Origin of the sequence: Corynebacterium jamesii (assembly GCF_046097395.1) — a bacterium.
GTDB lineage: Bacteria > Actinomycetota > Actinomycetes > Mycobacteriales > Mycobacteriaceae > Corynebacterium.
In genome coordinates, this window is record NZ_CP175789.1 from 514,581 (window position 1) to 537,190 (window position 22,610).

The 22,610-nt window shown below is 62.2% G+C and carries 23 protein-coding genes; 18 read left to right on the forward strand and 5 right to left on the reverse strand.

Annotation, left to right across the window (positions count from 1 at the left end):
* Nucleotides 1-5: 5 nt before the first annotated feature.
* From dapB to ACKFRT_RS02385, 11 genes are all read left to right on the forward strand, one after another.
* Nucleotides 6-767, forward strand: coding sequence for a 4-hydroxy-tetrahydrodipicolinate reductase (gene dapB / locus ACKFRT_RS02335; RefSeq protein ID WP_296213942.1), 762 nt, complete (start codon nt 6-8; stop codon nt 765-767).
* 4 nt (nt 768-771) lie between these two features.
* On the forward strand, nt 772-1,524 hold the full coding sequence (thyX, locus tag ACKFRT_RS02340) for an FAD-dependent thymidylate synthase (protein WP_296213940.1): 753 nt from the start codon (nt 772-774) through the stop codon (nt 1,522-1,524).
* A 76-nt stretch (nt 1,525-1,600) separates the two neighbouring features.
* The gene (gene dapA, locus ACKFRT_RS02345) at nt 1,601-2,503 is read left to right on the forward strand and encodes a 4-hydroxy-tetrahydrodipicolinate synthase (protein ID WP_296213937.1); all 903 of its coding nucleotides are present in this window, start codon (nt 1,601-1,603) and stop codon (nt 2,501-2,503) included.
* A gap of 7 nt (nt 2,504-2,510) precedes the next feature.
* Nucleotides 2,511-4,622, forward strand: coding sequence for a ribonuclease J (locus ACKFRT_RS02350; RefSeq protein ID WP_408925607.1), 2,112 nt, complete (start codon nt 2,511-2,513; stop codon nt 4,620-4,622).
* Nucleotides 4,623-4,661: 39 nt separating this feature from the next.
* Nucleotides 4,662-5,294, forward strand: coding sequence for a TIGR03085 family metal-binding protein (locus tag ACKFRT_RS02355; RefSeq protein WP_408925608.1), 633 nt, complete (start codon nt 4,662-4,664; stop codon nt 5,292-5,294).
* 90 nt (nt 5,295-5,384) lie between these two features.
* A complete protein-coding gene (locus ACKFRT_RS02360) occupies nt 5,385-8,366 on the forward strand; it encodes a DNA translocase FtsK 4TM domain-containing protein (protein WP_408925609.1) in 2,982 nt (993 codons plus the stop codon).
* Between the two features lie 206 nt (nt 8,367-8,572).
* Entirely contained in the window at nt 8,573-9,592 is a 1,020-nt protein-coding gene (locus ACKFRT_RS02365; protein ID WP_408925610.1) for a TerC family protein, read from the forward strand.
* A gap of 54 nt (nt 9,593-9,646) precedes the next feature.
* Entirely contained in the window at nt 9,647-10,201 is a 555-nt protein-coding gene (gene pgsA / locus ACKFRT_RS02370) for a CDP-diacylglycerol--glycerol-3-phosphate 3-phosphatidyltransferase (protein WP_408925611.1), read from the forward strand.
* The gene (locus ACKFRT_RS02375; protein ID WP_296213922.1) at nt 10,202-10,717 is read left to right on the forward strand and encodes a CinA family protein; all 516 of its coding nucleotides are present in this window, start codon (nt 10,202-10,204) and stop codon (nt 10,715-10,717) included.
* Nucleotides 10,718-10,760: 43 nt separating this feature from the next.
* Entirely contained in the window at nt 10,761-11,123 is a 363-nt protein-coding gene (locus ACKFRT_RS02380) for a helix-turn-helix domain-containing protein (protein ID WP_408925612.1), read from the forward strand.
* A gap of 96 nt (nt 11,124-11,219) precedes the next feature.
* Nucleotides 11,220-12,062, forward strand: a complete 843-nt coding sequence (locus tag ACKFRT_RS02385; RefSeq protein WP_408925613.1) for a PspA/IM30 family protein — start codon at nt 11,220-11,222, stop codon at nt 12,060-12,062.
* Here the strand turns inward: ACKFRT_RS02385 and ACKFRT_RS02390 are convergent.
* Genes ACKFRT_RS02390 through ACKFRT_RS02400 form a run of 3 tightly spaced genes read right to left on the reverse strand, consistent with a single transcriptional unit; the run spans nt 12,059 to nt 13,976 of the window.
* Entirely contained in the window at nt 12,059-12,685 is a 627-nt protein-coding gene (locus tag ACKFRT_RS02390; RefSeq protein ID WP_408925614.1) for an energy-coupling factor transporter transmembrane component T family protein, read from the reverse strand. The two genes, ACKFRT_RS02385 and ACKFRT_RS02390, sit on opposite strands and share 4 nt — an antisense overlap.
* Nucleotides 12,686-12,691: 6 nt before the next feature.
* The gene (locus ACKFRT_RS02395; protein ID WP_408925615.1) at nt 12,692-13,387 is read right to left on the reverse strand and encodes an energy-coupling factor ABC transporter ATP-binding protein; all 696 of its coding nucleotides are present in this window, start codon (nt 13,385-13,387) and stop codon (nt 12,692-12,694) included.
* 1 nt (nt 13,388) lies between these two features.
* Complete coding sequence (locus ACKFRT_RS02400) at nt 13,389-13,976, reverse strand: biotin transporter BioY (RefSeq protein ID WP_408925616.1); 588 nt, start codon at nt 13,974-13,976, stop codon at nt 13,389-13,391.
* 79 nt (nt 13,977-14,055) lie between these two features.
* Here ACKFRT_RS02400 and ACKFRT_RS02405 point away from each other — a divergent pair, with 79 nt between their 5' ends.
* From ACKFRT_RS02405 to ACKFRT_RS02425, 5 genes are all read left to right on the forward strand, one after another.
* Nucleotides 14,056-14,262 carry a DUF3046 domain-containing protein gene (locus tag ACKFRT_RS02405; protein WP_408925617.1) on the forward strand — a complete coding sequence of 69 codons (207 nt, stop codon included), beginning with the start codon at nt 14,056-14,058 and terminating at the stop codon, nt 14,260-14,262.
* Between the two features lie 273 nt (nt 14,263-14,535).
* Nucleotides 14,536-15,669, forward strand: a complete 1,134-nt coding sequence (recA, locus tag ACKFRT_RS02410; RefSeq protein WP_408925618.1) for a recombinase RecA — start codon at nt 14,536-14,538, stop codon at nt 15,667-15,669.
* Nucleotides 15,653-16,249: a recombination regulator RecX gene (gene recX / locus ACKFRT_RS02415; protein ID WP_408925619.1), complete on the forward strand. Its 597-nt coding sequence runs from the start codon at nt 15,653-15,655 to the stop codon at nt 16,247-16,249. Before recA ends, recX begins: the two co-directional genes overlap by 17 nt.
* A 65-nt stretch (nt 16,250-16,314) precedes the next feature.
* Nucleotides 16,315-17,853: a tRNA (N6-isopentenyl adenosine(37)-C2)-methylthiotransferase MiaB gene (gene miaB / locus ACKFRT_RS02420; RefSeq protein WP_408925620.1), complete on the forward strand. Its 1,539-nt coding sequence runs from the start codon at nt 16,315-16,317 to the stop codon at nt 17,851-17,853.
* A complete protein-coding gene (locus ACKFRT_RS02425) occupies nt 17,846-18,538 on the forward strand; it encodes a hypothetical protein (RefSeq protein WP_408925621.1) in 693 nt (230 codons plus the stop codon). The genes miaB and ACKFRT_RS02425 overlap by 8 nt, the downstream gene beginning before the upstream one ends.
* Here the strand turns inward: ACKFRT_RS02425 and ACKFRT_RS02430 are convergent.
* Nucleotides 18,535-19,854: a DUF349 domain-containing protein gene (locus ACKFRT_RS02430; RefSeq protein ID WP_296213894.1), complete on the reverse strand. Its 1,320-nt coding sequence runs from the start codon at nt 19,852-19,854 to the stop codon at nt 18,535-18,537. The two genes, ACKFRT_RS02425 and ACKFRT_RS02430, sit on opposite strands and share 4 nt — an antisense overlap.
* 96 nt (nt 19,855-19,950) lie before the next feature.
* Between ACKFRT_RS02430 and miaA the strand changes: the two genes are divergently transcribed.
* Both miaA and dapF read left to right on the forward strand, forming a co-directional pair.
* Nucleotides 19,951-20,883 (forward strand): tRNA (adenosine(37)-N6)-dimethylallyltransferase MiaA, encoded by a 933-nt coding sequence (miaA, locus tag ACKFRT_RS02435; RefSeq protein ID WP_408925622.1) that lies wholly within the window; start codon nt 19,951-19,953, stop codon nt 20,881-20,883.
* A gap of 18 nt (nt 20,884-20,901) precedes the next feature.
* Entirely contained in the window at nt 20,902-21,768 is an 867-nt protein-coding gene (gene dapF / locus ACKFRT_RS02440; RefSeq protein ID WP_408925623.1) for a diaminopimelate epimerase, read from the forward strand.
* A 7-nt stretch (nt 21,769-21,775) separates the two neighbouring features.
* Here the strand turns inward: dapF and ACKFRT_RS02445 are convergent, their stop codons facing one another.
* Nucleotides 21,776-22,555, reverse strand: coding sequence for a hypothetical protein (locus ACKFRT_RS02445; protein WP_408925624.1), 780 nt, complete (start codon nt 22,553-22,555; stop codon nt 21,776-21,778).
* Nucleotides 22,556-22,610 lie beyond the last annotated feature (55 nt).

The window sequence follows — 22,610 nt, forward strand, 5'->3', positions numbered from 1 at the left end:
ATCTTATGACTCGCATTGGTGTTTTGGGTGCCCGTGGCCGCGTAGGAAGCGCGGTTGTAGCCGCTGTCGAGGCCGACGAGAACCACGAGCTGGTAGCTGCCATCGACCACGGTGACGATCTGCAGGAGCTGGTGGATAACCAGGCGGAGGTCGTGGTGGACTTCACCGTTCCGGACGCTGTGATGGGCAACCTGGAGTTTTGCATCAAGAACGGCATCCACGCCGTTGTCGGTACCACGGGCTGGACTGAGGAGCGTTTCGACACCGTGCGCGGCTGGCTGCAGGATTCCCCGCAGACCGGCGTGCTGGTGGCCCCGAACTTCGCTATCTCTGCGGTTCTGACCATGAAGTTTGCGGAAATCGCCGCGCCCTTCTTCGAGTCCGCCGAGGTCGTCGAGCTGCATCACCCGAACAAGGTCGATGCTCCCTCGGGTACCGCAGTGCACACTGCGGAGGGGATCGCACGCGCTCGGAAGGCCGCCGGTCTGTCTGCACAGCCCGACGCCACCACGCAGTCCCTCGACGGCGCGCGTGGCGCGGACGTACAGGGCGTACCGGTACACGCCGTGCGCATGACGGGCATGGTCGCCCACGAGCAGGTCATCTTCGGAACCAAGGGACAGACCCTGACCCTCAAGCAGGATTCCTACGACCGTGAATCTTTCGTGCCGGGCATCATGATCGGCGTGGAGAAGATTGGCGCTAACCCAGGTCTGACTATCGGGCTGGAGAAGTTCCTGGGTCTTGATGGCGGTGCTAAGGCCTAAGCACATGGCTACTGTTGCACCACTACAGATCGACCTGGTGGGCCACACCGCCTTTAGCTCGGTGTCGGATTTGAACTGGCAGACGGACGCGCAGGATAGCTCGGCTTTGGTCGAGTTTGCGGGGCGAGCGTGTTACGAGACGTGGGATAAGCCCAATCCGCACACCGCCACGAATGCGGCGTATGTGCGCCACATTATGGATGTCGGCCACACCACCTTGCTGGAGCACGCCAGCGCCTCGATGTACCTGCGTGGCGTGTCGCGCTCGTGTAGCCACGAGATTATGCGCCATCGGCATTTCAGCTTTAGCCAGCTGTCGCAACGCTACGTGCCGGCAGACGAGGCGCGGGTTGTCGTACCCGAGGCAGTGGCCGGCAACGACGACCTGAAGAAGCTGTTCTTGCAGGCTGCGGACGTGGCCTACGATGCCTACCGGGAGATCCTGGACGGGCTGGGCGAGGACTTCGCGGAGGAGCCGAACGCGGTGTTGCGCACCAAGCAGGCCCGCCAGGCGGCCAGGGCAGTGTTGCCGAACTGCATCGAGACCCGGTTTGTCATGAGCGGCAATTTCCGCAGCTGGCGGCACTTCATCGCCATGCGCGCAGCCGAACACGCGGATCCGGAGATTCGTCGGATTGCCGTGGCTTGTCTACGGGAACTGCAGAACGTGGCGCCGAACGTGTTCGAGGACTTCTCGATCACACAATTGCACGACGGCGGAGAGATGGCGACGAGCCCCTACGTGGGAGAGTCCTAAGCACACCAAGTAAAACTGGTCGAAATTAACACCCAAATACGTGAGTTTTTCGCGAAGGAAGGTAGTCTGGGAAGTCATGAGTACAGGTAACGCAGCTACAAGGGGATCCGCGCACTTCGGAACTATCTCTCTTGCGATGGTGACCCCCTTCAAAAAGGACGGTTCCATCGACTTGGACGCAGGAGTGGCACTTGCTGGCCACTTCGCGGATGAGGGCTGCGATTCTTTGGTCTTGGCCGGTACCACCGGAGAGTCGCCCACCACGGGCGCGACCGAGAAGCTTGACCTGCTCAGAGCAGTACGATCCGAGCTCGGCGACCGCGTGAAGTTGATTGCCGGTAGCGGATCTTATGACACAGCTGCCACCGTAGAGATGTCTCGCGCTTCGCAGGAGGCCGGTGCAGACTCCCTGTTGGTTGTGACTCCTTACTACTCCCGTCCCAGCCAAGAGGGGATCTACCAGCACTTCACGACTGTTGCGGATGCGGTGGATATTCCCGTGTGCGTCTATGACATTCCCTCTCGTTCCGTCGTTCCGGTAGAGCCGGCGACCCTGCACCGACTGGCCGATCATCCAAGAATCGCAGCCGTGAAGGATGCCAAGGGTGACCTGGCCGCTGGGATGGAGCTGATCGAAAACACTGACCTGGCTTGGTACTCGGGCGATGATCCGCTGAACCTGCCGTGGTTGGCCGCAGGTGCTACTGGCTTTATCTCTGTGATCGGTCACGTGGCAACGCGACAGCTGAAGGAACTGAGGGATGCGTTTGACGCTGGCGATATCGCCACGGCTCGCAGCATCGCCGTGCGTCTGCAGCCACTGCAGAAGGCACAGGCTCGCCTCGGGGGCGTGACATTCGCGAAGGCAGCTCTGAAGCTAAAGGGGAAGGACGTGGGTGCGCCCCGTCTTCCGATCATCGAACCGACAGCCGCTGAGATGGATCAGCTGGCTCAAGACCTGCAAGCAGCAGGGGTATAGGGAAAATATGACTGAACAACGTTCCCGAGGCCGCAAGGTTACTCGGAAGGCAGCTCCGCCGAGCGCTGAGGCGGAAGCGCAATCGGATAACACCGCTGTCTCCAATGCGGAGGCTGCGACGGTTTTCAACGACGGTGGCGTCGCTAAGAACAACGGCGGCAACAACGACAGCGACGGCAACAACGGCAACAACGACAGTAACGGCGGCAACGGCGGTAACAAGAACAACAACGGTGGTGGCAACCGTAACCGTAACCGCCGTTCCCGCGGTCGCGGCCGTGGCGGCAACGGAAATAACAACGGCAATAACGGCAACAAGGGTCGTGGCCGTGGCCGTGGTGGCGACCGCCGCAAGGGCGCGCTGAAGGCTATGCAGGGCGCGGACTTAACGCAGCGTCTGCCGAAGCCGCCGAAGCAGCCCAAGGGCAGCCTGCGCATCGTAGCGCTGGGTGGTATCTCTGAGATTGGCCGTAACATGACGGTCTTCGAGTACGAAGGTCGCTTGCTGATCATCGACTGTGGTGTGCTTTTCCCGAGTTCCGGCGAGCCGGGCGTGGATCTGATCCTGCCGGACTTCAGCTACCTGGATGACAAGTGGGACCGCGTGGAAGCGCTGGTCATCACCCACGGTCACGAGGATCACATCGGAGCTATTCCGTGGCTGCTGAAGCAGCGTGCGGACATCCCGATTATTGCGTCCCGCTTCACCTGCGCCCTGATCTCCGCGAAGACGCAGGAGCACCGCCAGCGCCCGAAGCTGATCGAGGTCGACGAGAACTCCCACGAGAGCCGCGGACCGTTTGATCTGCGCTTCTTCGCTGTGAACCACTCCATCCCGGACTGCCTGGGTATTGCCCTGAAGACCGGCGCTGGCCTGCTGGTGCACACCGGCGACATCAAGCTGGACCAGACCCCACTGGACGGTCGCCCCACCGACCTGCCGGCGCTATCCCGCTTCGGTGACGAGGGAGTGGATCTGTTCCTGTGCGACTCTACGAACGCTACCACCCCTGGCGTATCCGGTTCCGAGGCCGAGATCGCGCCGACGTTGAAGCGCTTGGTACGCGATGCCAAGCAGCGCGTGATCATCGCTTCCTTCGCGTCGAACGTTTCCCGCGTGCAGTCGGCTGTGGACGCCGCCGTGGCGGCCAACCGCAAGGTTGCCTTCAACGGTCGTTCCATGATCCGCAACATGGAGATCGCCGAGCGCATGGGCTACCTGAACGTCCCGCGCGGCACCATTGTCTCTATGGACGAGGCCTCCAAGATGGCACCGCATAAGGTTGTGCTGATCACGACCGGTACGCAGGGCGAGCCGATGGCCGCGCTGTCCCGTATGGCGCGCCGTGAGCACCGCCAGATTACCGTTCGCGACGGTGACCTGATCATCCTTTCTTCTTCCCTGGTTCCGGGTAACGAGGAAGCAGTGTTCGGCGTGATCAACATGCTGTCCCAGATCGGCGCCACCGTTATTACGGGTCGCGACGCGAAGGTGCACACCTCCGGCCACGGCTACTCCGGCGAGCTGCTGTTCCTGTACAACGCGGCCCGCCCGCGCAATGCCATGCCGGTGCACGGCGAGTGGCGCCACCTGCGTGCCAACAAGGAGCTGGCTATCAGCACGGGCGTTAACCCGAACAACGTTCCGCTGGCGCAGAACGGCGTGGTGGTGGACCTGCACAACGGCCACGCGAAGGTCGTTGGCCAGATCACCGTCGGTAACCTCTACGTCGACGGCACCCGCATGGGCGACATCGACAGTGGGGTGCTGGAGGACCGTACCGCGATGTCCGAGGGCGGCCTGGTTTCCATCACCACCGTCATCGACAACCGCACTGGTCGCCCGCTGGAAGCTCCGAGCGTTCAGGCCAAGGGCTTCTCCGACGATGCTCGCGAGATGCTGAAGGTCATCCAGGAGAAAGTCGACAACGTCATGATCGACCTGGCCGGCGAGGGCGAGAACGACCCGTACCGCATGGCTCAGGCTATCCGCCGCAAGGTGGGCAAGTTGATCTCCGACAAGTGGAACCGCAAGCCGATGATCGTACCGACCGTCGTTCCGATGAGCTCGGAGATTGTCGAGGAGCTCGACGAAGAGGAATCGCGCGAGTCCGTATAGCCACAAGTTTCGCTACGCTGGGGTGGCATGGAACAACACATGAACACCTCCCAAGTGGAACGCGAAGCTCTGGCACACCTCCTGCAGCAGTCCAGCCCTGAAGCACCTACACTGTGCGCGGGCTGGACTGCTCGCGATTTGGTGGTCCACCTGGTGGTTCGCGAATACCGCCCGGACGCCGCCGCAGGCCTGTTCTTTAAGGGCCTGGCCAACCGTTTGGATTCCGTCAGCCACGACTACGAATCCAAGCCCTACGCAGAGCTGGTTGAGATGTATCGCACCGGCCCACCCGCGTGGAACCCAATGCGCTTGGCCGATAAGTACGCCAACATGTCCGAAAACTTCATTCACCACGAGGACCTGCGCCGCGGGGGAGGGGACTACACGCCCCGCGACCTCCCGCAGTCCGTTCAGGATGATCTTTGGAACGCATTGGGCAAGATGGCAAAATTTTTTCTGCGCTCCTCGACCATCCACGTAGTGTTGGAACGAACCGATGCTCCCGCGCCGTTCGTGATCCGTGCGGGAGCCGATAGCCCCGACGAGGTGCGAGTCGCTGGCTCAGCTGGCGAGCTGCTGCTATGGCTGTACGGCCGTGACGGGGCGGTGGATGTGACGCTCACGCCGGCGGATGAGGCAACCTCGGCGCGGATCAAGCGCCACGTGTTCTAAAAAATTTTCCGCCGTATCTGTGCATCTTTTTAGAACAAAGCGCGTGTTGCTCATGTGACTACTGTGATTGCTGCGACTAAAGTGGTGACCATGTCTGTCACTAGTCGCTCTCGTAATTCTGCGCCCCGGGGAAAGGAAACCCGTTCCTTCTCTCATGTAGATACCGGGTACTCCGGCTACGCTAGGGGCGAGGACTTCGAAAGAACCGGTAGCGCCTTCGGGGTGGTAGGCCACTCTCTAGGAAGCGCGTTCAGTGGGGCCGCGCGCGGCATCGGAGGTCTGACTCGTCGCCTGGCAACCCGAGGCGGAGCGGACGACATGGACGTTTATGATGATGCAGAACTTCTTGAGGAGGCGGAAACACAGGTGATCTCCAAGCGGGGGAAGCAGCGCAGGTCGCGGGGGAGTCAAGCTAAAAAACTTGACAACCGTCGCGTTTCTGGTGCTGCGGACGGTTGGACCCCGGATACTGGGGACGATGATTTCGACGCCGACTTCCGTGCGGAGGAGGCGGCGCCGGATCGCATAGGCGGCGGGTATGACGGTGCCGCCATCGGCGTGTTCGCGGTTGCGCTGATTCTCGCCGGCACCCTGTGGTTCGGAGTGGGCGGAGCCGTGGGTAACGGCATTGCCGGTGTGCTCACGTGGATCATTGGCGCGGGTGGATACGTCGTGCCGATCGCTATGGCCTTTGCAGCTTGGGTTCTGATGGTGGGCATTGAGCGTACCCAGCGCTCTACCTTCCGCCTATGGCTGGGCTCTGCGCTCGTTGTGCTTCCCATGCTCGGACTGATCCATATATTTGCGGGTCAACCGACCGCCGGCGCGGACAAGGCCAACGCCGGGGGCATCGTCGGCCAGGCCATCGGCACCCCGATGGCCGTCGGGTTCAGCTCCTACCTAGCTGTCCCGCTGCTCCTGCTGGCTATCGTCTACGGGGCGCTGCAGCTAACCGGCCTGACGGTGAAGCAGATCTACACGCTGGCCACGGACTTCCTTGGAGTCGGCGGCGGCCGCGCTGCGCACGACCTGGATGGCGCCGACTTCGACGATGATTTCGATGAAGACGATCAATACGGGCACGTGGACCGCCAGATCACTCGGGCGGCTCGGCGCACGCCAATGGAAAACTATCCGGTCCAGAACCGTGGTGACGATCCAGTTGATTCCAACGAGACTTTGGTGCTGGAAACCCCGTCGGAGCCCGAGCCAAAGGCGCGACCCCAGCGGCGCAAGCGCACCCAGCCGAAGCGTTCGCAGCCCAAGCCCGCACCCCAGGTGGAGGATGTAGCGGAGCTGCTGGACGATGACGAGGAGCCACAACCCAAGAAGGATCCCGTCGCCGATTCTCGCGATTCGGTGCGACAGGCTATCATCGCCCGTTCTGGTATCGACGCTGCAGCGGTTCCGGCCTCCACGCCTAAGTCGGAGTTGGAGGAGGATGTGGCTGAGGGCGTCGACAAGAAGGACAGCGACTACGCGCTACCTTCGACGGACCTCCTGCTCAACGGCGACGCACCGAAGACCCGCAGCGAAACGAACGACCGGATGATCGAGGCGATCACCGATGTGTTCGAGGAGTTCAACGTAGACGCGCAGGTAACTGGCTTCAGCCGCGGGCCGACAGTGACCCGCTACGAGGTAGAGCTGGGGCCGGGCGTGAAGGTCTCTAAGATTACGAACCTTCAGTCCAACCTGGCCTACGCAGTGGCAACCGATAACGTGCGATTGTTGACGCCGATTCCCGGCAAGTCGGCCGTGGGCATCGAGGTGCCGAATACTGACCGCGAGATGGTGCGCCTCGGTGACGTGCTGGAGGCGCCGAAGGTGCGCGGTGACCACGACCCGATGGTCATCGGGCTGGGCAAGGATATCGAGGGCGACTTCGTTGCGCACTCGATTCAGAAGATGCCGCACCTATTGGTCGCCGGTTCGACGGGCTCCGGTAAGTCGGCGTTTGTGAACTCGATGTTGGTATCGCTGCTGACGCGCGCCACCCCCGACGAAGTGCGGCTGATTCTGGTGGATCCGAAGATGGTGGAGCTGACCCCCTACGAGGGCATTCCGCACCTGATCACGCCGATCATCACCCAGCCGAAGAAGGCGGCCGCGGCGCTGACCTGGCTGGTGGAGGAGATGGAGCAGCGCTACATGGACATGAAGGCCAGCCGTGTGCGCCACATCAAGGACTTCAACCGAAAGGTGAAGTCGGGAGAGATTACCACACCGCTGGGTTCCGAGCGCGAGTACCGCCCGTACCCGTACATCGTCTGTGTGGTGGACGAGCTCGCTGACTTGATGATGACGGCCCCGCGCGAAATCGAGGATTCGATTGTGCGCATCACCCAGAAGGCCCGCGCGGCTGGTATCCACCTGGTGCTGGCAACGCAGCGTCCGTCCGTCGACGTGGTCACGGGACTGATCAAGACTAACGTGCCTTCCCGACTCGCCTTTGCCACCAGCTCTTCAACCGACTCCCGTGTGATCCTGGATCAGGGTGGCGCGGAGAAGCTAATCGGTATGGGCGACGGACTGTTCATCCCGCAGGGCGCGGGCAAGCCGCAGCGCATCCAGGGTGCTTTCGTCACCGACGAGGAGATCAACGCAGTTGTTGAGTCTGCCAAGGACCAGGCCGAGCCCGACTACACCGAGGGTGTGACCGAGGACAAGGCCGCTGAGGCGAAGAAGGATATCGACCCGGATATCGGCAACGACTTGGAGGATCTGCTGCAGGCCGTGGAACTTGTGGTGACCAGCCAGTTCGGCTCTACCTCAATGCTGCAGCGCAAGTTGCGCATCGGCTTTGCCAAGGCCGGGCGCCTGATGGATCTGATGGAAACCCGCGGGGTGGTAGGCCCGTCCGAGGGTTCGAAGGCCCGCGAGGTGCTGGTTAAGCCCGAGGAGCTAGAGACGATGCTCTGGATGATCAAGGGAGCGAACCCCGAGGACGCGCCCAAGGAGGTTGTCGACGGGGGCGTCGAGGGCGACGACGCCGACGAGGCCGACGAGGGCTACGAGGGCGACGAGAATACACGTGTGATTCCTGCGAACCCGCCGAGCGGCGCGGTGTAGCCCCGCATTCACAGTGGCTGCGGGCGGAAGTGTAGAGTAGTCGGCAGTTGGAGGGGAGTACCCTTTCTCGCGACATTGATCGTCAACACGGTAGGTGCGGCTGGACCGCTCACCTCCCGGTCATGTCGGCCTGAACCCAGGATGGAACGGGCAGGGGAGACCTCCGGTCTATTAAGTGATGGATTTTTTCGACCGGAGGTTTGTCCATGGAAGTAAACGCATTAACTTGGGTGATCACCATTGCAGTGGTCGCCGGATTCTTTATCTTCGACTTTTTCAGCCACGTCAAGACTCCCCACGAGCCTTCGATGAAGGAATCGGCGCTGTGGTCTCTGTTCTACGTGGCACTCGCCTGCGCCTTCGGTGGCTTCTTGTGGCTTACCTGGAGCGAGCCAGGCAACCCGCACCAGCACGGCATGGAGTTCTTCGCCGGTTACATCACCGAGAAGGCCCTGAGCGTAGATAACCTCTTCATCTTCGCGCTGATCATGGGTTCGTTCAAGATCCCTCGCAAGTACCAGCAGAAGGTACTGCTGATCGGAATTGCGCTGGCGCTGATCCTGCGAGGAGTGTTTATCGCCCTGGGTGCGGCGATCATCGAGGCATGGTCCGACGTGTTTTACCTGTTCGGCCTGTTCCTGCTGTGGACTGCCGCGAAGCTGCTGTGGGACGAGATCGCCGACAACGAGGAGCAGGACCCGCAGGACATGGCCGTCATTAAGGTGGTGCGCAAGTTCATCCATGTCTCGGACCACTACGAGTCGGACCGTTTGTGGTTTAAGGAAAATGGCAAGAAGGTATTGACGCCTCTTTTCATCGCCTTGGTGGCCATCGGTTTCGTCGACGTACTGTTCGCCCTAGATTCCATCCCCGCCATCTACGGCATTACCAGCGAACCGTACATTGTGTTTACGACTAACGCCCTCGCGCTGCTGGGCCTGAGGCAGTTGTACTTCCTGCTGGACGGCCTACTCGATCGACTGGTGTACCTGTCCTACGGTCTATTTGTCATCCTGGCCTTCATCGGCGTGAAGCTGATCCTGCACGCACTGCACGAGAACAACTTGCCGTTCGTCAATGGCGGCAACGGTCTGGCTGTGCCCGAGGTATCCGTAGAAGTATCGCTGCTGACGATCGTCGGCGTGCTGGTCATCACCACGGTGCTGAGCCTGACGGTAGGCAAGAAGCAGCAAGCTAAAAACGAAGAGCGCGCCACGGTAGGGTAGATACTTGTGAACACTTCTGCACCGCGATCCTCGTTTGGCACTTTTGTCCACAGCGTGAGCTTGCCGAATGTACTCACGTGCATTCGCATCGCCTTGATCCCGGTGTTCCTCTGGCTGATCCTGACTTCCGGGGAATGGGACGTGGCCGGGGCGGAACTCGATAGGGCACATCGCTGGTGGGCCCTGCTGGCATTTAGTCTTCTGATGTTTACTGACCAGCTGGATGGCTACCTGGCTCGGCGCTACGAGGTCATCACCGACTTCGGCAAGCTGGCAGATCCGATCGCGGATAAGGCGCTGATGATCTCCGCATTCGTCAGCCTTAACATTCTGGGCGAGCTGCCGTGGTGGGTCACCGTTATCGTTGTGGTTCGCGAGCTGGGTATTACTATCTGGCGGATGGTGCTGGCGCGGAAGGGTAACGTGGTGCCGGCATCCAAGGGCGGCAAGTTGAAGACCGTGTTGCAGACACTCGCGGTGTTCCTCTACATCCTGCCTTTCGGTGGAGTGGTGCAGACTGTCGCGATGATCGTTATGGGTGTGGCCGTGGTGCAGACCGTTGTCACCGGTGTGCAGTACATCCTGGATTCGCGCAAGGAAAACGCCTAAATGCCGATGCATTCCGCCGCTTGGAACCTGGTACGGCAGTTCACCGAACGGGGGCTGACGATCGCCACCGCGGAATCCCTTACTGCGGGTCTGTGCGCGGCCACTATTGCAGAGGTACCGGGCGCCTCGGCGGTCTTACGCGGCGGCGTCATCGTTTACGCAACAGAACTCAAGCACGACCTTGCCGGAGTGAGGGAAGAAACGCTGCGCACGTACGGGCCCGTGGCAGCAGAGACCGCGGCGGAGCTGGCGGCAGGCGCTGCGAGGCGATGTGGAGCCGACGTGGGAGTGTCGCTGACGGGCGTAGCCGGACCGGACCCACAAGACGGGCACCCGGTGGGAGAGGTCTTCATCGGAATTTTTGAGGCCGCCAGGGGAACGCGCGTGGAAAAGTTATACGAGGAGTTCGCACGTAAGCAGGCTACGGGGGACTTCGACGGGATGGATCCGGCGCAGTTGCGGGCGGAAATTCGGAAGTTCAGCGTAATGCGCGCGCTGGAGTTAGCGAGCACGTAGAATGGCGGGAACAAATTCGCCGCCAGAGACGTTGGGATGATTGATGAGTCACAATACTATGGTCATGGATACGGTTTTAACGGAGCGTCCGGCCGAGCGGATGCCGGCGGACGAGCCGCTGCTGCGAGAGGCGTTGGGGGCGACGCTGAAGGAATACCGCACTAACAATGGCTTTACGCTGCGACAGCTGGCCTCTTTGGCGAATGTTAGCCCGGGCTACCTCTCGGAGCTGGAGCGCGGCCGCAAGGAAGTGTCCTCCGAGCTGCTGGCTAGCGTGTGCCACGCGATGGCGGTCTCAGTGGCTTCTGTGATCCTGGAGGCGGCCTCGATGATGGCTCTGGATGCTGCGGCCGCAGAGCTTGCCGCGAACATGGCGGCTACGGCCGGGGAACGGGCTCAGGCGTAGGGGCGGGGCGTGGCGGATTCTTGGTAGAATCGGGCGCGCGAAAGAATTTTTATGCCCAATTTTTCCGACCTCTACTTTTTGAAGGAGCTATAGCTCATGGCCAATCCGTTCGTGAAGGCGTGGAAGTACCTCATGGCGCTCTTCGACTCCAAGATCGAAGAGAACGCTGACCCGAAGATTCAGATCGAGCAGGCCATCGCGGAGGCACAGAAGCAGCACCAGGCGCTGTCCCAGCAGGCAGCCGCCGTGATCGGCAACCAGCGTCAGCTAGAGATGAAGCTGAACCGCCAGCTCGAAGAGGTAGAGAAGCTGCAGGCCAACACCAAGCAGGCGCTGACGTTGGCTGACAAGGCACGCACCCAGGGCGATCAGCAGAAGGCCACGGAGTACGAGAACGCTGCGGAGGCTTTCGCTGCTCAGCTGGTTACCGCCGAGCAGTCGGTGGAAGACATGAAGAGCTTGCACGACCAAGCACTGCAGCAGGCAGCACAGGCCAAGAAGGCCGTGGAACGCAACTCCATGCAGCTGCAGCAGAAGGCTGCGGAGCGCACCAAGCTGCTGAGCCAGCTGGAGCAGGCGAAGATGCAGGAGAAGGTGGCAGACTCCCTGCAGTCCATGAACTCTGTCACCGCCAACGGCTCCCCGAACCTGGATCAGGTGCGCGAGAAGATCGAGCGCCGCTACGCCAACGCCCTCGGCCAGGCCGAGCTGGCGCAGAACTCCGTACAGGGCCGCATGGCAGAAGTAGAGCAGGCAGGTGTGCAGATGGCTGGCCACTCCCGCCTGGAGCAGATCCGTGCGGAGATGAACGGTGGCGGGAACAACCAGCTGTCCGGCGGCCAGCAGCCAGAGGCCATCGAGCAGGCCAAGCCACAAGCCGGCAACGTCAGCCAGGATGCCGTGGCAGAGCGCATGCGCCAGCTGCGTAACGAGAGCTAGTTACCCACCCCGCGGGATTTCAACGCTTCGCCCAGGCGGCGGGCGCGTAAGAGGCTGCGGACGATCACCGGCACGCCGAAGGCCAGCACGGAGCGCGATGCGCCCCGTGCTTTTCTTGCGTCCAGCACTTCATTTACAGTTAGCGCCGTTAGCGGGATCAGGCGAATCGTCAGCGCTACCAGCAGGCTGATTGTCTCGACGGGCAGGCCGATCTTACCCAGCGGGCGCAGCCCAGCCTCCACCGCATCCATGAGCTCGCCGATGGTGGTGGTGAGCGTGAGGAGCGTTGCCATTGCCACCGCGGAGAGGATCACCACGAAGTAGGTCAGCGCTGTGGGAAAGTCCCGCTGCCACCACAGCAACAAAGCGAAAGCCAACAGCAACAACGATGGAGCCAGCATCTGCCGGAGCGCCAGGAGGGCCGGAATCCGCGCTACCGCGAAGCAGATGATCGCGATGGTGGCGAACACTCCCGCCTGCCACGGAACCGTCGCCCCTATGGCGCTGCCGACGAGGTAAACGAACAGCCAAAAAATTTTTTGGCCCGCCGGGGCGCGGTGCAGAATCGACCTGCCGGGGTGGTAAACCGACAGCGGCACGTCTATGCGCAGAGATTTTGTCATCTGCGTCTAACCGCCGTAGCTCGCTACGTAGTCGGCAATCACGCGTGCGGGTGCCCCGTCGCCAAGCACCTCGCCGTCGGCGATCCACAACATTCGATCCATTCCCTCCAGCAGCTCAAGATCGTGCGACACCACAATCAGCTGCTGTGGCAATTCCGCCAATGTTCGGGCGATCATTCGGCGATTGCCCAAGTCCAGCAATGTGGTGGGCTCGTCGGCAATCACCAGCTCCGGCTCCATGACCAGCACCGCGGCCAGCGCTAGCAGCTGTTTCTCCCCGCCAGATAGGAAGTGCGGGGAGGATTCAGCCAGGTGCTCAAGCCCCATGGTGCGCAGCATGGCTGCGGCCCTTTCCTTTCGCTCCCGGCTGTTCATGGAGGTTGCTCGCAGCGAAAACGCGACGTCTTCGGCGACCGTGGGCATGATGATCTGGTTGTCGGCGTCGCTAAAAACGAACCCCACCTTGCGGCGCACCTGGCGACCGCTCTTGGCTACATCGAGCCCCGCGACGCGCACATGGCCGCTCGTGGGTTCGGCGAGGCCATTGATGAGGCGCACCAGGGTGGACTTGCCGGAACCATTAGCGCCGACGATGCCGATGCGGCGTTCGTCGAGGGAAAGGTTGATGTCCCGGAGGACGGTGCGCTGGCCTGTCGAGGTATCGAAGGTGACGCTAACGTTATCGAACTCGATGAGGGGCATTCTAGGCCTTGCGCTTAGTTGGCAACAGATCCGGCACCGCCTTGGTGACGGCAAGGGCGATCGCGACGGCGAGTACGACCTTGATCAAGTCACCGGGGATGAACGGGGCATTGGTGGCCAGGGCGGTGCCGAAGTCGTAATCCAGGCGCACCATCAAGCCGACGGAACCGCAGAGGTACTGAATGATCACGCCGACGACGCCGGCGAGGAAGAAGACAGCCGCGCGGGCGTTCATGCTACGCGGGGCGTACTGGGCGATGAGGCCGATGACGAACGCGGCGATTACATAACCGACGATGTAGCCAACGGTGGGGCCGGCCACGGCTGCGGCAGCGGGCTTCCATCCGGCCATGTTCGGTACGCCGACGAACCCTACGGCGATGAACAGGGTGGTGGCCAGGCCACCGCGCCAGAAGCCGAGGATGAGGGAGGCGAGGACAATGCCCATGTTCTGTAGGACGATGGGCACGCCAGAGGTGCCGATGGGGAACTGTACGCCACCGAGGACGATGATGAGGGCTGCGAAGACGGCGATGTACGCGAGGTCCACCGCTTTAAATCTTGTACTTTCGGGGGTTGACATAAACATGATGATAGCCCAGATCGATACCGAACTTGAACACCGTTCAAGGACGTGGCTTATTGGGGAGCGTGTAGATTGGTGAACCATGCGCAGAACAGAGTTTGATCGGCTGACCGAGGGTGAGTATGGAGATAGCTTCCGCGCCTTTATCGCGGACACTCACGTGCTGAGCTCCCTGGGGGACACGCCCGCGGCGCTAATCGAACAGGGGTATGATCCCCGCGACGTGTGGTTGGCTCTGTGTGACGACTTCGATGTGCCCGAGGAACGTCGCTTAGGTGAGGATATTTAGCTTTTTTCTAGGTGACGCTCCACGGTGCGCACCACCTGGCGCGTCAGTTGAACATTCGAACAAAGGTTCGTGTAGGCTGTATGTCGAAACGATGGTTGTCCGCGCGGTCGAGTACAACTATCACTGAACCTTTTCGGAGTGCCCGTGGTCTAAGGAGACCGGGGTGCGAAGAAGATGGCGACAGTAGACACGCGAGACGCGCGAGACACACAGACAAAGCAAGACAATCCAGACACACCAGGTGTCACACCAGATGTAAGGAGTAGCGACTCTATGCCACCGAAGAAGAAGCAGACCGCCGCGGGGGGAAAGGATCGGTCCAAGGCGCTGGAGCTTGCGATGGCGCAGATCGAGAAGGACTTCGGCAAGGGCGCGATCATGCGCTTGGGGGATGACACTCGTCCACCGATCCAGGCTATCTCCTCCGGCAACATCGCAATTAATGCGGCGCTGGGCATCGGCGGTTTCCCGCGCGGTCGCGTGGTGGAGATCTATGGTCCGGAGTCTTCCGGTAAGACCACGGTGGCGCTGCACGCGATCGCGGAGGCACAGCGCGCCGGCGGCATCGCGGCTTTCGTGGATGCTGAGCACGCGCTGGATCCGGAGTACGCCCGTGCGCTGGGTGTGGATACAGATGCGCTGCTGGTTTCGCAGCCGGATACCGGCGAGCAGGCTCTGGAGATTGCGGACATGCTGATTCGCTCGGGCGCCATCGACATCATTGTGGTGGACTCCGTGGCGGCGCTAACGCCCAAGGCGGAAATCGATGGCGACATGGGCGATTCGCACGTCGGTCTACAGGCTCGTTTGATGAGCCAGGCGCTGCGTAAGATGACCGGCGCGCTGTACCAGACGGGTACGACCGCGATCTTTATTAACCAGCTGCGCGAGAAGATCGGCGTGATGTTCGGCTCCCCGGAGACCACGACTGGTGGCAAGGCGCTGAAGTTCTATGCCTCCGTGCGTTGTGATATCCGCCGTATTCAGGCGCTAAAGGACGGCCAGGATGTGGTGGGTAACCGCACGCGCCTGAAGGTTGTAAAGAACAAGGTCTCGCCACCATTTAAGATCGCGGAGTTCGATATCCTCTACGGCGAGGGCATTTCGCGTGAGGGGTCTATCATCGACCTGGGCGTGGAGACTGGGCTGATTAAGAAATCCGGCTCCTGGTTCACCTACGACGGCGACCAGCTGGGGCAGGGCAAGGAGAAGGCTCGCGAATTCTTGAAGAACAACCCGGATCTATCCGCGGAGCTCGAGGATCGCATCGCTCGCGAACTGAAGATCGGCCCTTACACAAAGATGAAGGACGAGCCGGAAGAGGGAAGTGCTGCGGGGCAGCCAGATGAGGATCAGCCCATCGAACTGAGCCCGAACTTCGACGATGACGATGACGACAAGGCCTAGCGAGCGCGACCGGAAGATCGAGGCGCTCCGGCAAGCCATCGCCAATTACACGCCCGGTGAGGGCGGGGGATTGGTGGATGCGGCGGAGGAGGAGAAACTCGCGCCGATTAAGGCCAAAGCCGTGCGCCTGATTAACCACCGCGCGCGCTCCACAGAGGAGTTGCGGCGCCGTTTGCTGGAGGCGGAGTTCGCCCCGGAAGGGGTGGAAGAGGTTATCGACCGCTGCACGGCCAACGGGATGTTGGACGATGTGGAATTCGCCCGGGAATGGGTGCGTCAACGAGCGAAGAACCAGAAGAAGTCCGTCGCCGTGTTGCGCCGGGAGCTGCAGCGCAAGGGAATCGGCGCGGCGCTTATCGAAGACGCGCTGGAACAGGTGGACGAAGAATCCCAGGAGCGCATCCTGGAAGACCTCGTACACAAAAAAGCGGCCAGCATTAAAACCCGTCCGGCCGATCGGAAGGAATACGATAAGGCTTTGCGCCGGGTGGTCGGAGTGGCCGCCCGCCGCGGGTTCCCGGAAGGCTTAGCCCTGCACTACGCTCGCCGTGCTCTGGACGCGCGGATAGAGGAGTTGTAGCGGGCGTCACTAGGTAAGAACCGCGCTTTCGTAAACGCGGTAGGCAAGGGGGTAGGGTAATCCACGTGACACAGACGATTCAGACGCAAAAGGGCGAGCAGGACGGCGCCGCCCGCACCTACGAAGTGCGCACTTTCGGCTGCCAGATGAACGTCCACGATTCCGAGCGGCTGTCGGGTCTGCTGGAGGATTCCGGTTACGTACCCGCCGGTGAGGGCGCTACGCCGGACGTGGTGGTGTTCAACACGTGCGCCGTCCGCGAAAACGCAGACAAGCGCCTTTACGGCACGCTCGGCCAGATGAAAGCCATCAAGGAAGACCATCCGGGCATGCAGATCGCCGTCGGCGGTTGCATGGCGCAGAAAGACAAGCAGACGGTGGTGGACAAGGCCCCGTGGGTCGACGTGGTCTTCGGCACGCACAACCTGGGTTCGCTGCCGACGCTGCTTGAGCGTTCCGCGCATAACCACAAGGCAGAGGTCGAGATATTCGATGCGCTAGAGGAGTTTCCCTCCGTGCTGCCGGCCAAGCGCGAGTCCGCTTACGCCGGCTGGGTATCGGTCTCTGTAGGCTGCAACAACACGTGCACCTTCTGTATCGTGCCCGCGCTGCGCGGCAAGGAGCAAGACCGCCGCCCCGGCGAGATCCTGGCCGAAGTCAAGGCACTGGTCGAGCAAGGCGTGAGCGAGGTGACGCTGCTGGGACAAAACGTGAACGCCTACGGCGTGAACTTCGCCGATGCCAGCCTCGAACGCGATCGCACCGCGTTCTCCAAACTGCTGCGCGCCTGCGGCGAGATCGAGGGGCTGGAGCGCCTGCGCTTCACCAGCCCGCACCCGGCCGAGTTCACCGACGACGTGATAGACGCTATGGCCGAGACCCCCGCAGTCTGCCCGCAGCTTCACATGCCGCTGCAGTCCGGCTCGGACAAGGTGCTCAAGGACATGAAGCGCTCCTATCGCTCCAAGAAGTTCCTGGCGATCCTGGACAAGGTACGCGAACGCATTCCGCACGCCGCCATCACCACCGACATCATCGTCGGCTTCCCCGGGGAGACCGAGGAGGACTTCCAGGCGACCATGGACGTGGTGGAGAAGGCCCGGTTCTCCAGCGCCTACACTTTCCAGTACTCGCCGCGGCCCGGCACCCCGGCCGCGGAGATGGAGGATCAGGTGCCAAAGGCCGTGGTGCAGGACCGCTACGAGCGCCTGCTCGCGCTGCAGGAACGCATTAGCGAGGAGGAGAACCGCAAGCTCATCGGCACCACCCAAGAGCTGCTGGTACAGGCGGACGGACGCAAGAACGACCGCACGCAGCGCCGCTCTGGCCGCTCCCGCGACGGCCGCCTCGTGCACTTCACGCCCGAGGGCGAGATTCGTGCGGGCGACGTGGTGGAGGTCGTTATTACCGACGCCGCGCCGCACTTCCTCATCGCCGACGGCGGAGTTGCGAGCCACCAGCGCACCCGGGCCGGGGACATGACAGAGTTGGGGGAGACTCCGACGACGGCGCCGGTGGGCGTCGGGCTAGGAATGCCGAGCATCAAGAGACCAGAGCCAACCACGGCGGGCGGATGCAGCACGGGAGGATGTGGCTGTGAGTAATTCCGGCGCAGAAGACAAGCTGGCGAAGTATCGGGACGACCTCGGCGGTGCGGAACGCCGCGTGGCCGGGCGAGTCGTACTGGGGCAGTACCTGCCGCTGATCGCCTTTGGCTTCCTGGTTCCACTCATCACAATTTTCTTACCGCACGCAGGCGACGTGCGCGGTTTCGACGTGCTCTTTGAGACCCCGGTGGCACAGAACAACGACACGACGAAGCCGGAGATGATCTTTTCTTGGTTGCGCCTTCTCGCGATTCTGCTGACCATCGGCACGATTGTTTCTAAGTCGTGGATGGTGGCGTGGGTGAACTGGGCTGTTGTTGGCGTGGCCTGGTGGTACAACGTGTTCGCAGTATGGATGCGCCAGACCCGCCCGCCCACAGCTACTGGCGACGGCCCGGCGGTCCCGCTGTTGTTTAGTCTGCTGGGGCTGACGGTGCTGTTTATGGTGATGTCCGCCGTGGTGTTTAAAAAGAACCCGCTACAGCGGGCTTTGGCTGCTGCGCGTCGCGAAGAAGCCCACCGAGACGAGGAATCCCGCATGGCGCAGCAGCGACTGCGTACCGGAATTGAAGAGCGCGAGGACGCAGTGATCGTCGACGATCGCCGAGCCCGCGCGAAAGCCCGTCGCGCGCGGAGGGCCGAGCAGGCCGAGCAGGCCGAGCGCGACGGCGAGGGGGACTAGCTCTCTAGGGCGGCCGCGGCGGCGTTTGCCCACTCCTGCCACTGTGCAGCCTGGCCGCGTAGCTTCTCCGCCTTCGAGGACTTGCCGGCCTTCTCCGCGGCCTCGGCCTCGCGGTTGAATTGGTCGACCTTGGCCTGGAACTGGGCCACACGCGCCTGCGCTTCCGGGTCGGTGCGGCGCCACTCGGCGTCTGCGGCCTTTTCTACTCGAGCCTCGATGGCCTTAATCTTGTCTTCGAACTCGCGCACCCGGCCGCGGGGGACATAGCCAATCTGTTCCCACTTTTCCTGCAGCTCGTGCAACACCTTGCGGGCCTTGTCCACGCCCTGTGCCTGCGGATCGACCTTGGGGGAGTATTCGTCGATGAGGGCCTGCTTGGCCTCCGCATTGCTCTCGAATTCCTTGTCGCGCTCGGCGGAATCGGCCTTACGAGCCTGGAAGAATACGTCCTGTGCCTTGCGGAAACGTTCCCACAACTGGTCGTCGACGTTGCGCGGTGCGCGGCCGGCGGCCTTCCACTGGCTCATGAGGTCGCGGAACTTGGCGCTGGTCGGTCCCCACTCGGTGGAATCCTGCAGAGCCACAGCCTGCTCGATCAGCTCTTCCTTCTTCAGACGGGCGCGCTCGCGGTTGCGGTCCATTTCGTCGAAGTGCGCCTGGCGCTTGCGGTTGAATTCGGAACGGGCCTTGGAGAAGCGCTTCCACAACTCGTCGTCGGTGGAGCGCTCCACGCCCTTGATGCCGCGCCACTGTTCGACGATGGCGCGGATGCGCTCACCGCTGCGCTTCCAGTTCAAGGTGGAGGGATCAGCTGCGGCAATGCCCTCAACCTCGCCCAGCAGCTCCTCTTTTTGCGCCAGTGCGGAATCGCGGCGCTGCTGCTTGGCTTCGGCCACCTGCTGCTCGGCAGTCTCGGTGCGCTGGGAAATTTTTTGCAGGCGGGCATCCAGCGCCGGGATATCGCCAATCACGGCAGCGGTGGGCAGGGAATCCTGCAAGATCCTCGCGTCGTGACGGATGGTTTGGGCCTGTTCCGGGTGGCTCTTCAGTCGCGCCTCAAGCATCTGCACCTCGGTGCTGAGGTCGTCGTAGCGAGCGCCGAAGTGCTTCAGCCCCTCCTCGGGAGTACCGGCCTTGAACTCACCAATCTGGCGTTCGCCGTCGGCGGTTTTCACCCATGCCACGCCGCCTGCATCCACGCGGCCGAACTTCGCTGGGTCGTTCTTGGGGATTGTGACGCCCCCAGCCGGAGCTCCCTTCGGGCCGGGCTTCGGGCCGGGCTTGGGCGCCGGGCGAGAATTCGTGGGATCAGTCATTGCGGATACTCCTACCTAAAACCAAAACATGCCAATCGCCTTATGCAAGGCAATGAAGTAATTATTACATCAGCTGCACCGCTACACTATGTTTCTATGAGTTCTTCCGCTCAGATCCGCCCAGTCACCGTCGTTGGCCCTACCGCGTCCGGCAAGACGGCAATCTCTCTGGAACTGGCCAAGCGGCTGGACGGGGAGGTGGTGAACATCGACTCCATGCAGCTGTACCGCGGCATGGATATCGGCACGGCAAAGGTGCCGGTAGAGCAGCGGCAGGGCATTCCACACCACCAGCTGGACATGTGGCCGGTCACTAAGCCCGCGAGTGTGGCCGAGTACCGGGCGGGGGCGATTCAAACGGTGGAAGAAATTTTTTCGCGGGGCAATACCCCCATCATCGTCGGTGGTTCGATGATGTACATCCAGGCTCTCGTGGACGAGTGGGACTTCCCGCCAACAGACCCGGCCGTCCGCGATAAATGGCAGCGCGAGCTGGACGAGCGCGGCGTGGCCGCCATGCACCAGTACTTGGCATCGATCGACCCGGAAGCCGCGCGAATCATCGAAGACAACGACCCCCGCCGGACTGTCCGCGCCCTGGAGGTCATCGAGCTGACCGGGAAACCTTTTGCCGCCTCGCAGCCGCCGAAGAATTCCACACCCCGGTGGAACATGCGCCTGCTGGGCCTGCATGCCCCCGCGGAGTGGCTGAACCCCCGAATCGAATTGCGCGTGCGGCAGATGTTCGACCGGGGGCTCGTCGAGGAGGTGCGCCGCCTGGTCGCCGAGGGATTGGTGCGTCAGTCCACCGCCGGGCAGGCGATTGGCTATGCCCAGGTATTGGATTACTTCTCGGGTGAGCTTACGTATGAGGAGGCCGTGGAGCGCACCATTACTGGTACCCGTCGCTATGCTCGACGGCAGCGTTCCTGGTTCCGCAGGGACAAGCGCATTGTTTGGATTGACGCCAACTCACCCGACCCCGTCCGCGCGGCAACGGAAGCATTAGGGATTGTCAGCCAGCAGTAAATAAAGGGAGTGCTCACCATGATCGATTTCATTAAGGCCCACGGCACGGAGAACGACTTCGTTATCCTGATGGACGAGGCGACCCAGGTGAACCTCACTGAGGATCGCGTGCGACACCTTGCAGACCGGCGCGTCGGCATCGGCGGCGACGGCGTGATTCGCATTGCCACCGGTGAGGCGCTGGTAGGTGCCGGTGTGCTTGACCGCCTGCCCAACGGCGTGCACGGCGACGAGTGGTTCATGGACTACCGCAACGCGGATGGCTCGCTGGCGGAGATGTGCGGCAACGGCGTGCGCGCCTTCGCCCACGTGCTGTGCCGACAGGGGAAAGTTACTGTCGGCGAACAGTTCGGCATTGGCACCCGGGCGGGCCGCAAGCTGGTGGAGGTCCACGAGGTAACCGGCGACAACCTGGAGCACGCCATCGTCAGCGTGGACATGGGTACCCCAGAGGTGCTGGGTCTGTCCACCGCACAGGTGGGCGACATGAAGGTCGCGGGGCTAGGCGTGGATATGGGCAACCCGCACCTGGCTGCTGTGGTGCCGAACCTCACCGCGCAGAAGCTGCAGGAGCTACCGATCGACCAGCAGGTGCAGTTCGACCCAAAGTTCTTCCCGGCAGGGGTGAACCTGGAGGTCCTCACGCCACTGGACGATGCGGGCGCGGTGCACATGCGGGTTCACGAGCGCGGTGTGGGCGAGACTCGCTCGTGTGGAACCGGTACTGTGGCCGCTGCTGTGGCCGCTCTTGCAGACGCCGAACGGGCCACAGGTACAGTGACCGTGCATGTTCCCGGTGGTGACGTGCAGGTGGAGGTCTCCGAGGGCGGCTCCGTGCTTCGCGGGCCGTCGGCGATAGTGGCCTGGGGGCAGACCGTCCTGTAGCGGCCTTCTAGTGGCCGCCGCAGCCACAGCTGCCGGAGCCGCAGTCGCCGCCGCATCCGGCGGCCTCCACCGTGCTAGCGGTGAACTGCACAGTACCCGACACGATGAGTGGTGCGCCGGACCGCGCGGCCTCCTCGTCGACGGCATCTGCGGGCAGTACGACGGTGAATTCGAAGGGGGAGGCCACCGTCGCGATCCAGAACTTCTGGCCTGTCAGGGCGTTGATCTTGTGGGTCCAGCCGGAGGCCTCCACCGCGATCTGCGCCGTGGCGTGCGGGGTGGTGGCAGGGGAGTTGATGTCCTGCAGACCGGTTGAATCCACCACGCCAACCTTCAGCCCTCCATCCTTGGCGAACTCAGTCGAATTCGCGTACACGCGCACGGAGCTCCCCAAGGCCCCAATGTGGAACTGGTGGTACTCCATCGTGGGGGCGTCTACAAGCATAGGACCTTGAGCGATGGTGGCCGTGAGGGACGCGATCGTGGGAGCCTGCTGGCCAGCGATCTGCAACGCAGGGTTGTCGTCGACAACATCAAGCACGCCGACGATGTCGTTCAACATGGAGAGGTGAGCCGTGGCGGGCACGCCGCCGGAGTAGCTGGCGAAGGAGCCGAACGGTTCGACGGCGAGCACGACCATGCGCGCGCCCGAGGGATCGTCGAACTGCAGTACCTGGCCGCCGCGAACCTCGGCCGACACACCCAAGTTGCCGGATCCGTAGGCGGCTTCAAGAGCCTGCTGCCACTTCGGGAAATCCATACCAATGCTGCGGAGTTCAGGAATCATGCCCACCACTCTAGTCCGCCTACCAAATTTCCTATTTACCGCCCCTGACAGGTAA

Excerpts from the sequence above, each read along its gene's own strand:
- ACKFRT_RS02430 (WP_296213894.1), bottom strand. The coding sequence starts at position 19,854 with ATGACTGATCCCACGAATTCTCGCCCGGCGCCCAAGCCCGGCCCGAAG.
- ACKFRT_RS02405 (WP_408925617.1), top strand. The coding sequence starts at position 14,056 with ATGCGCAGAACAGAGTTTGATCGGCTGACCGAGGGTGAGTATGGAGAT.
- dapF (WP_408925623.1), top strand. The coding sequence starts at position 20,902 with ATGATCGATTTCATTAAGGCCCACGGCACGGAGAACGACTTCGTTATC.
- miaA (WP_408925622.1), top strand. The coding sequence starts at position 19,951 with ATGAGTTCTTCCGCTCAGATCCGCCCAGTCACCGTCGTTGGCCCTACC.
- ACKFRT_RS02360 (WP_408925609.1), top strand. The coding sequence starts at position 5,385 with ATGTCTGTCACTAGTCGCTCTCGTAATTCTGCGCCCCGGGGAAAGGAA.
- ACKFRT_RS02445 (WP_408925624.1), bottom strand. The coding sequence starts at position 22,555 with ATGATTCCTGAACTCCGCAGCATTGGTATGGATTTCCCGAAGTGGCAG.
- ACKFRT_RS02395 (WP_408925615.1), bottom strand. The coding sequence starts at position 13,387 with ATGCCCCTCATCGAGTTCGATAACGTTAGCGTCACCTTCGATACCTCG.
- ACKFRT_RS02390 (WP_408925614.1), bottom strand. The coding sequence starts at position 12,685 with ATGACAAAATCTCTGCGCATAGACGTGCCGCTGTCGGTTTACCACCCC.
- ACKFRT_RS02400 (WP_408925616.1), bottom strand. The coding sequence starts at position 13,976 with ATGTTTATGTCAACCCCCGAAAGTACAAGATTTAAAGCGGTGGACCTC.
- ACKFRT_RS02365 (WP_408925610.1), top strand. The coding sequence starts at position 8,573 with ATGGAAGTAAACGCATTAACTTGGGTGATCACCATTGCAGTGGTCGCC.
- ACKFRT_RS02385 (WP_408925613.1), top strand. The coding sequence starts at position 11,220 with ATGGCCAATCCGTTCGTGAAGGCGTGGAAGTACCTCATGGCGCTCTTC.
- thyX (WP_296213940.1), top strand. The coding sequence starts at position 772 with ATGGCTACTGTTGCACCACTACAGATCGACCTGGTGGGCCACACCGCC.
- ACKFRT_RS02355 (WP_408925608.1), top strand. The coding sequence starts at position 4,662 with ATGAACACCTCCCAAGTGGAACGCGAAGCTCTGGCACACCTCCTGCAG.
- ACKFRT_RS02375 (WP_296213922.1), top strand. The coding sequence starts at position 10,202 with ATGCCGATGCATTCCGCCGCTTGGAACCTGGTACGGCAGTTCACCGAA.
- dapB (WP_296213942.1), top strand. The coding sequence starts at position 6 with ATGACTCGCATTGGTGTTTTGGGTGCCCGTGGCCGCGTAGGAAGCGCG.
- dapA (WP_296213937.1), top strand. The coding sequence starts at position 1,601 with ATGAGTACAGGTAACGCAGCTACAAGGGGATCCGCGCACTTCGGAACT.
- recA (WP_408925618.1), top strand. The coding sequence starts at position 14,536 with ATGCCACCGAAGAAGAAGCAGACCGCCGCGGGGGGAAAGGATCGGTCC.
- ACKFRT_RS02380 (WP_408925612.1), top strand. The coding sequence starts at position 10,761 with ATGAGTCACAATACTATGGTCATGGATACGGTTTTAACGGAGCGTCCG.
- recX (WP_408925619.1), top strand. The coding sequence starts at position 15,653 with ATGACGACAAGGCCTAGCGAGCGCGACCGGAAGATCGAGGCGCTCCGG.
- ACKFRT_RS02350 (WP_408925607.1), top strand. The coding sequence starts at position 2,511 with ATGACTGAACAACGTTCCCGAGGCCGCAAGGTTACTCGGAAGGCAGCT.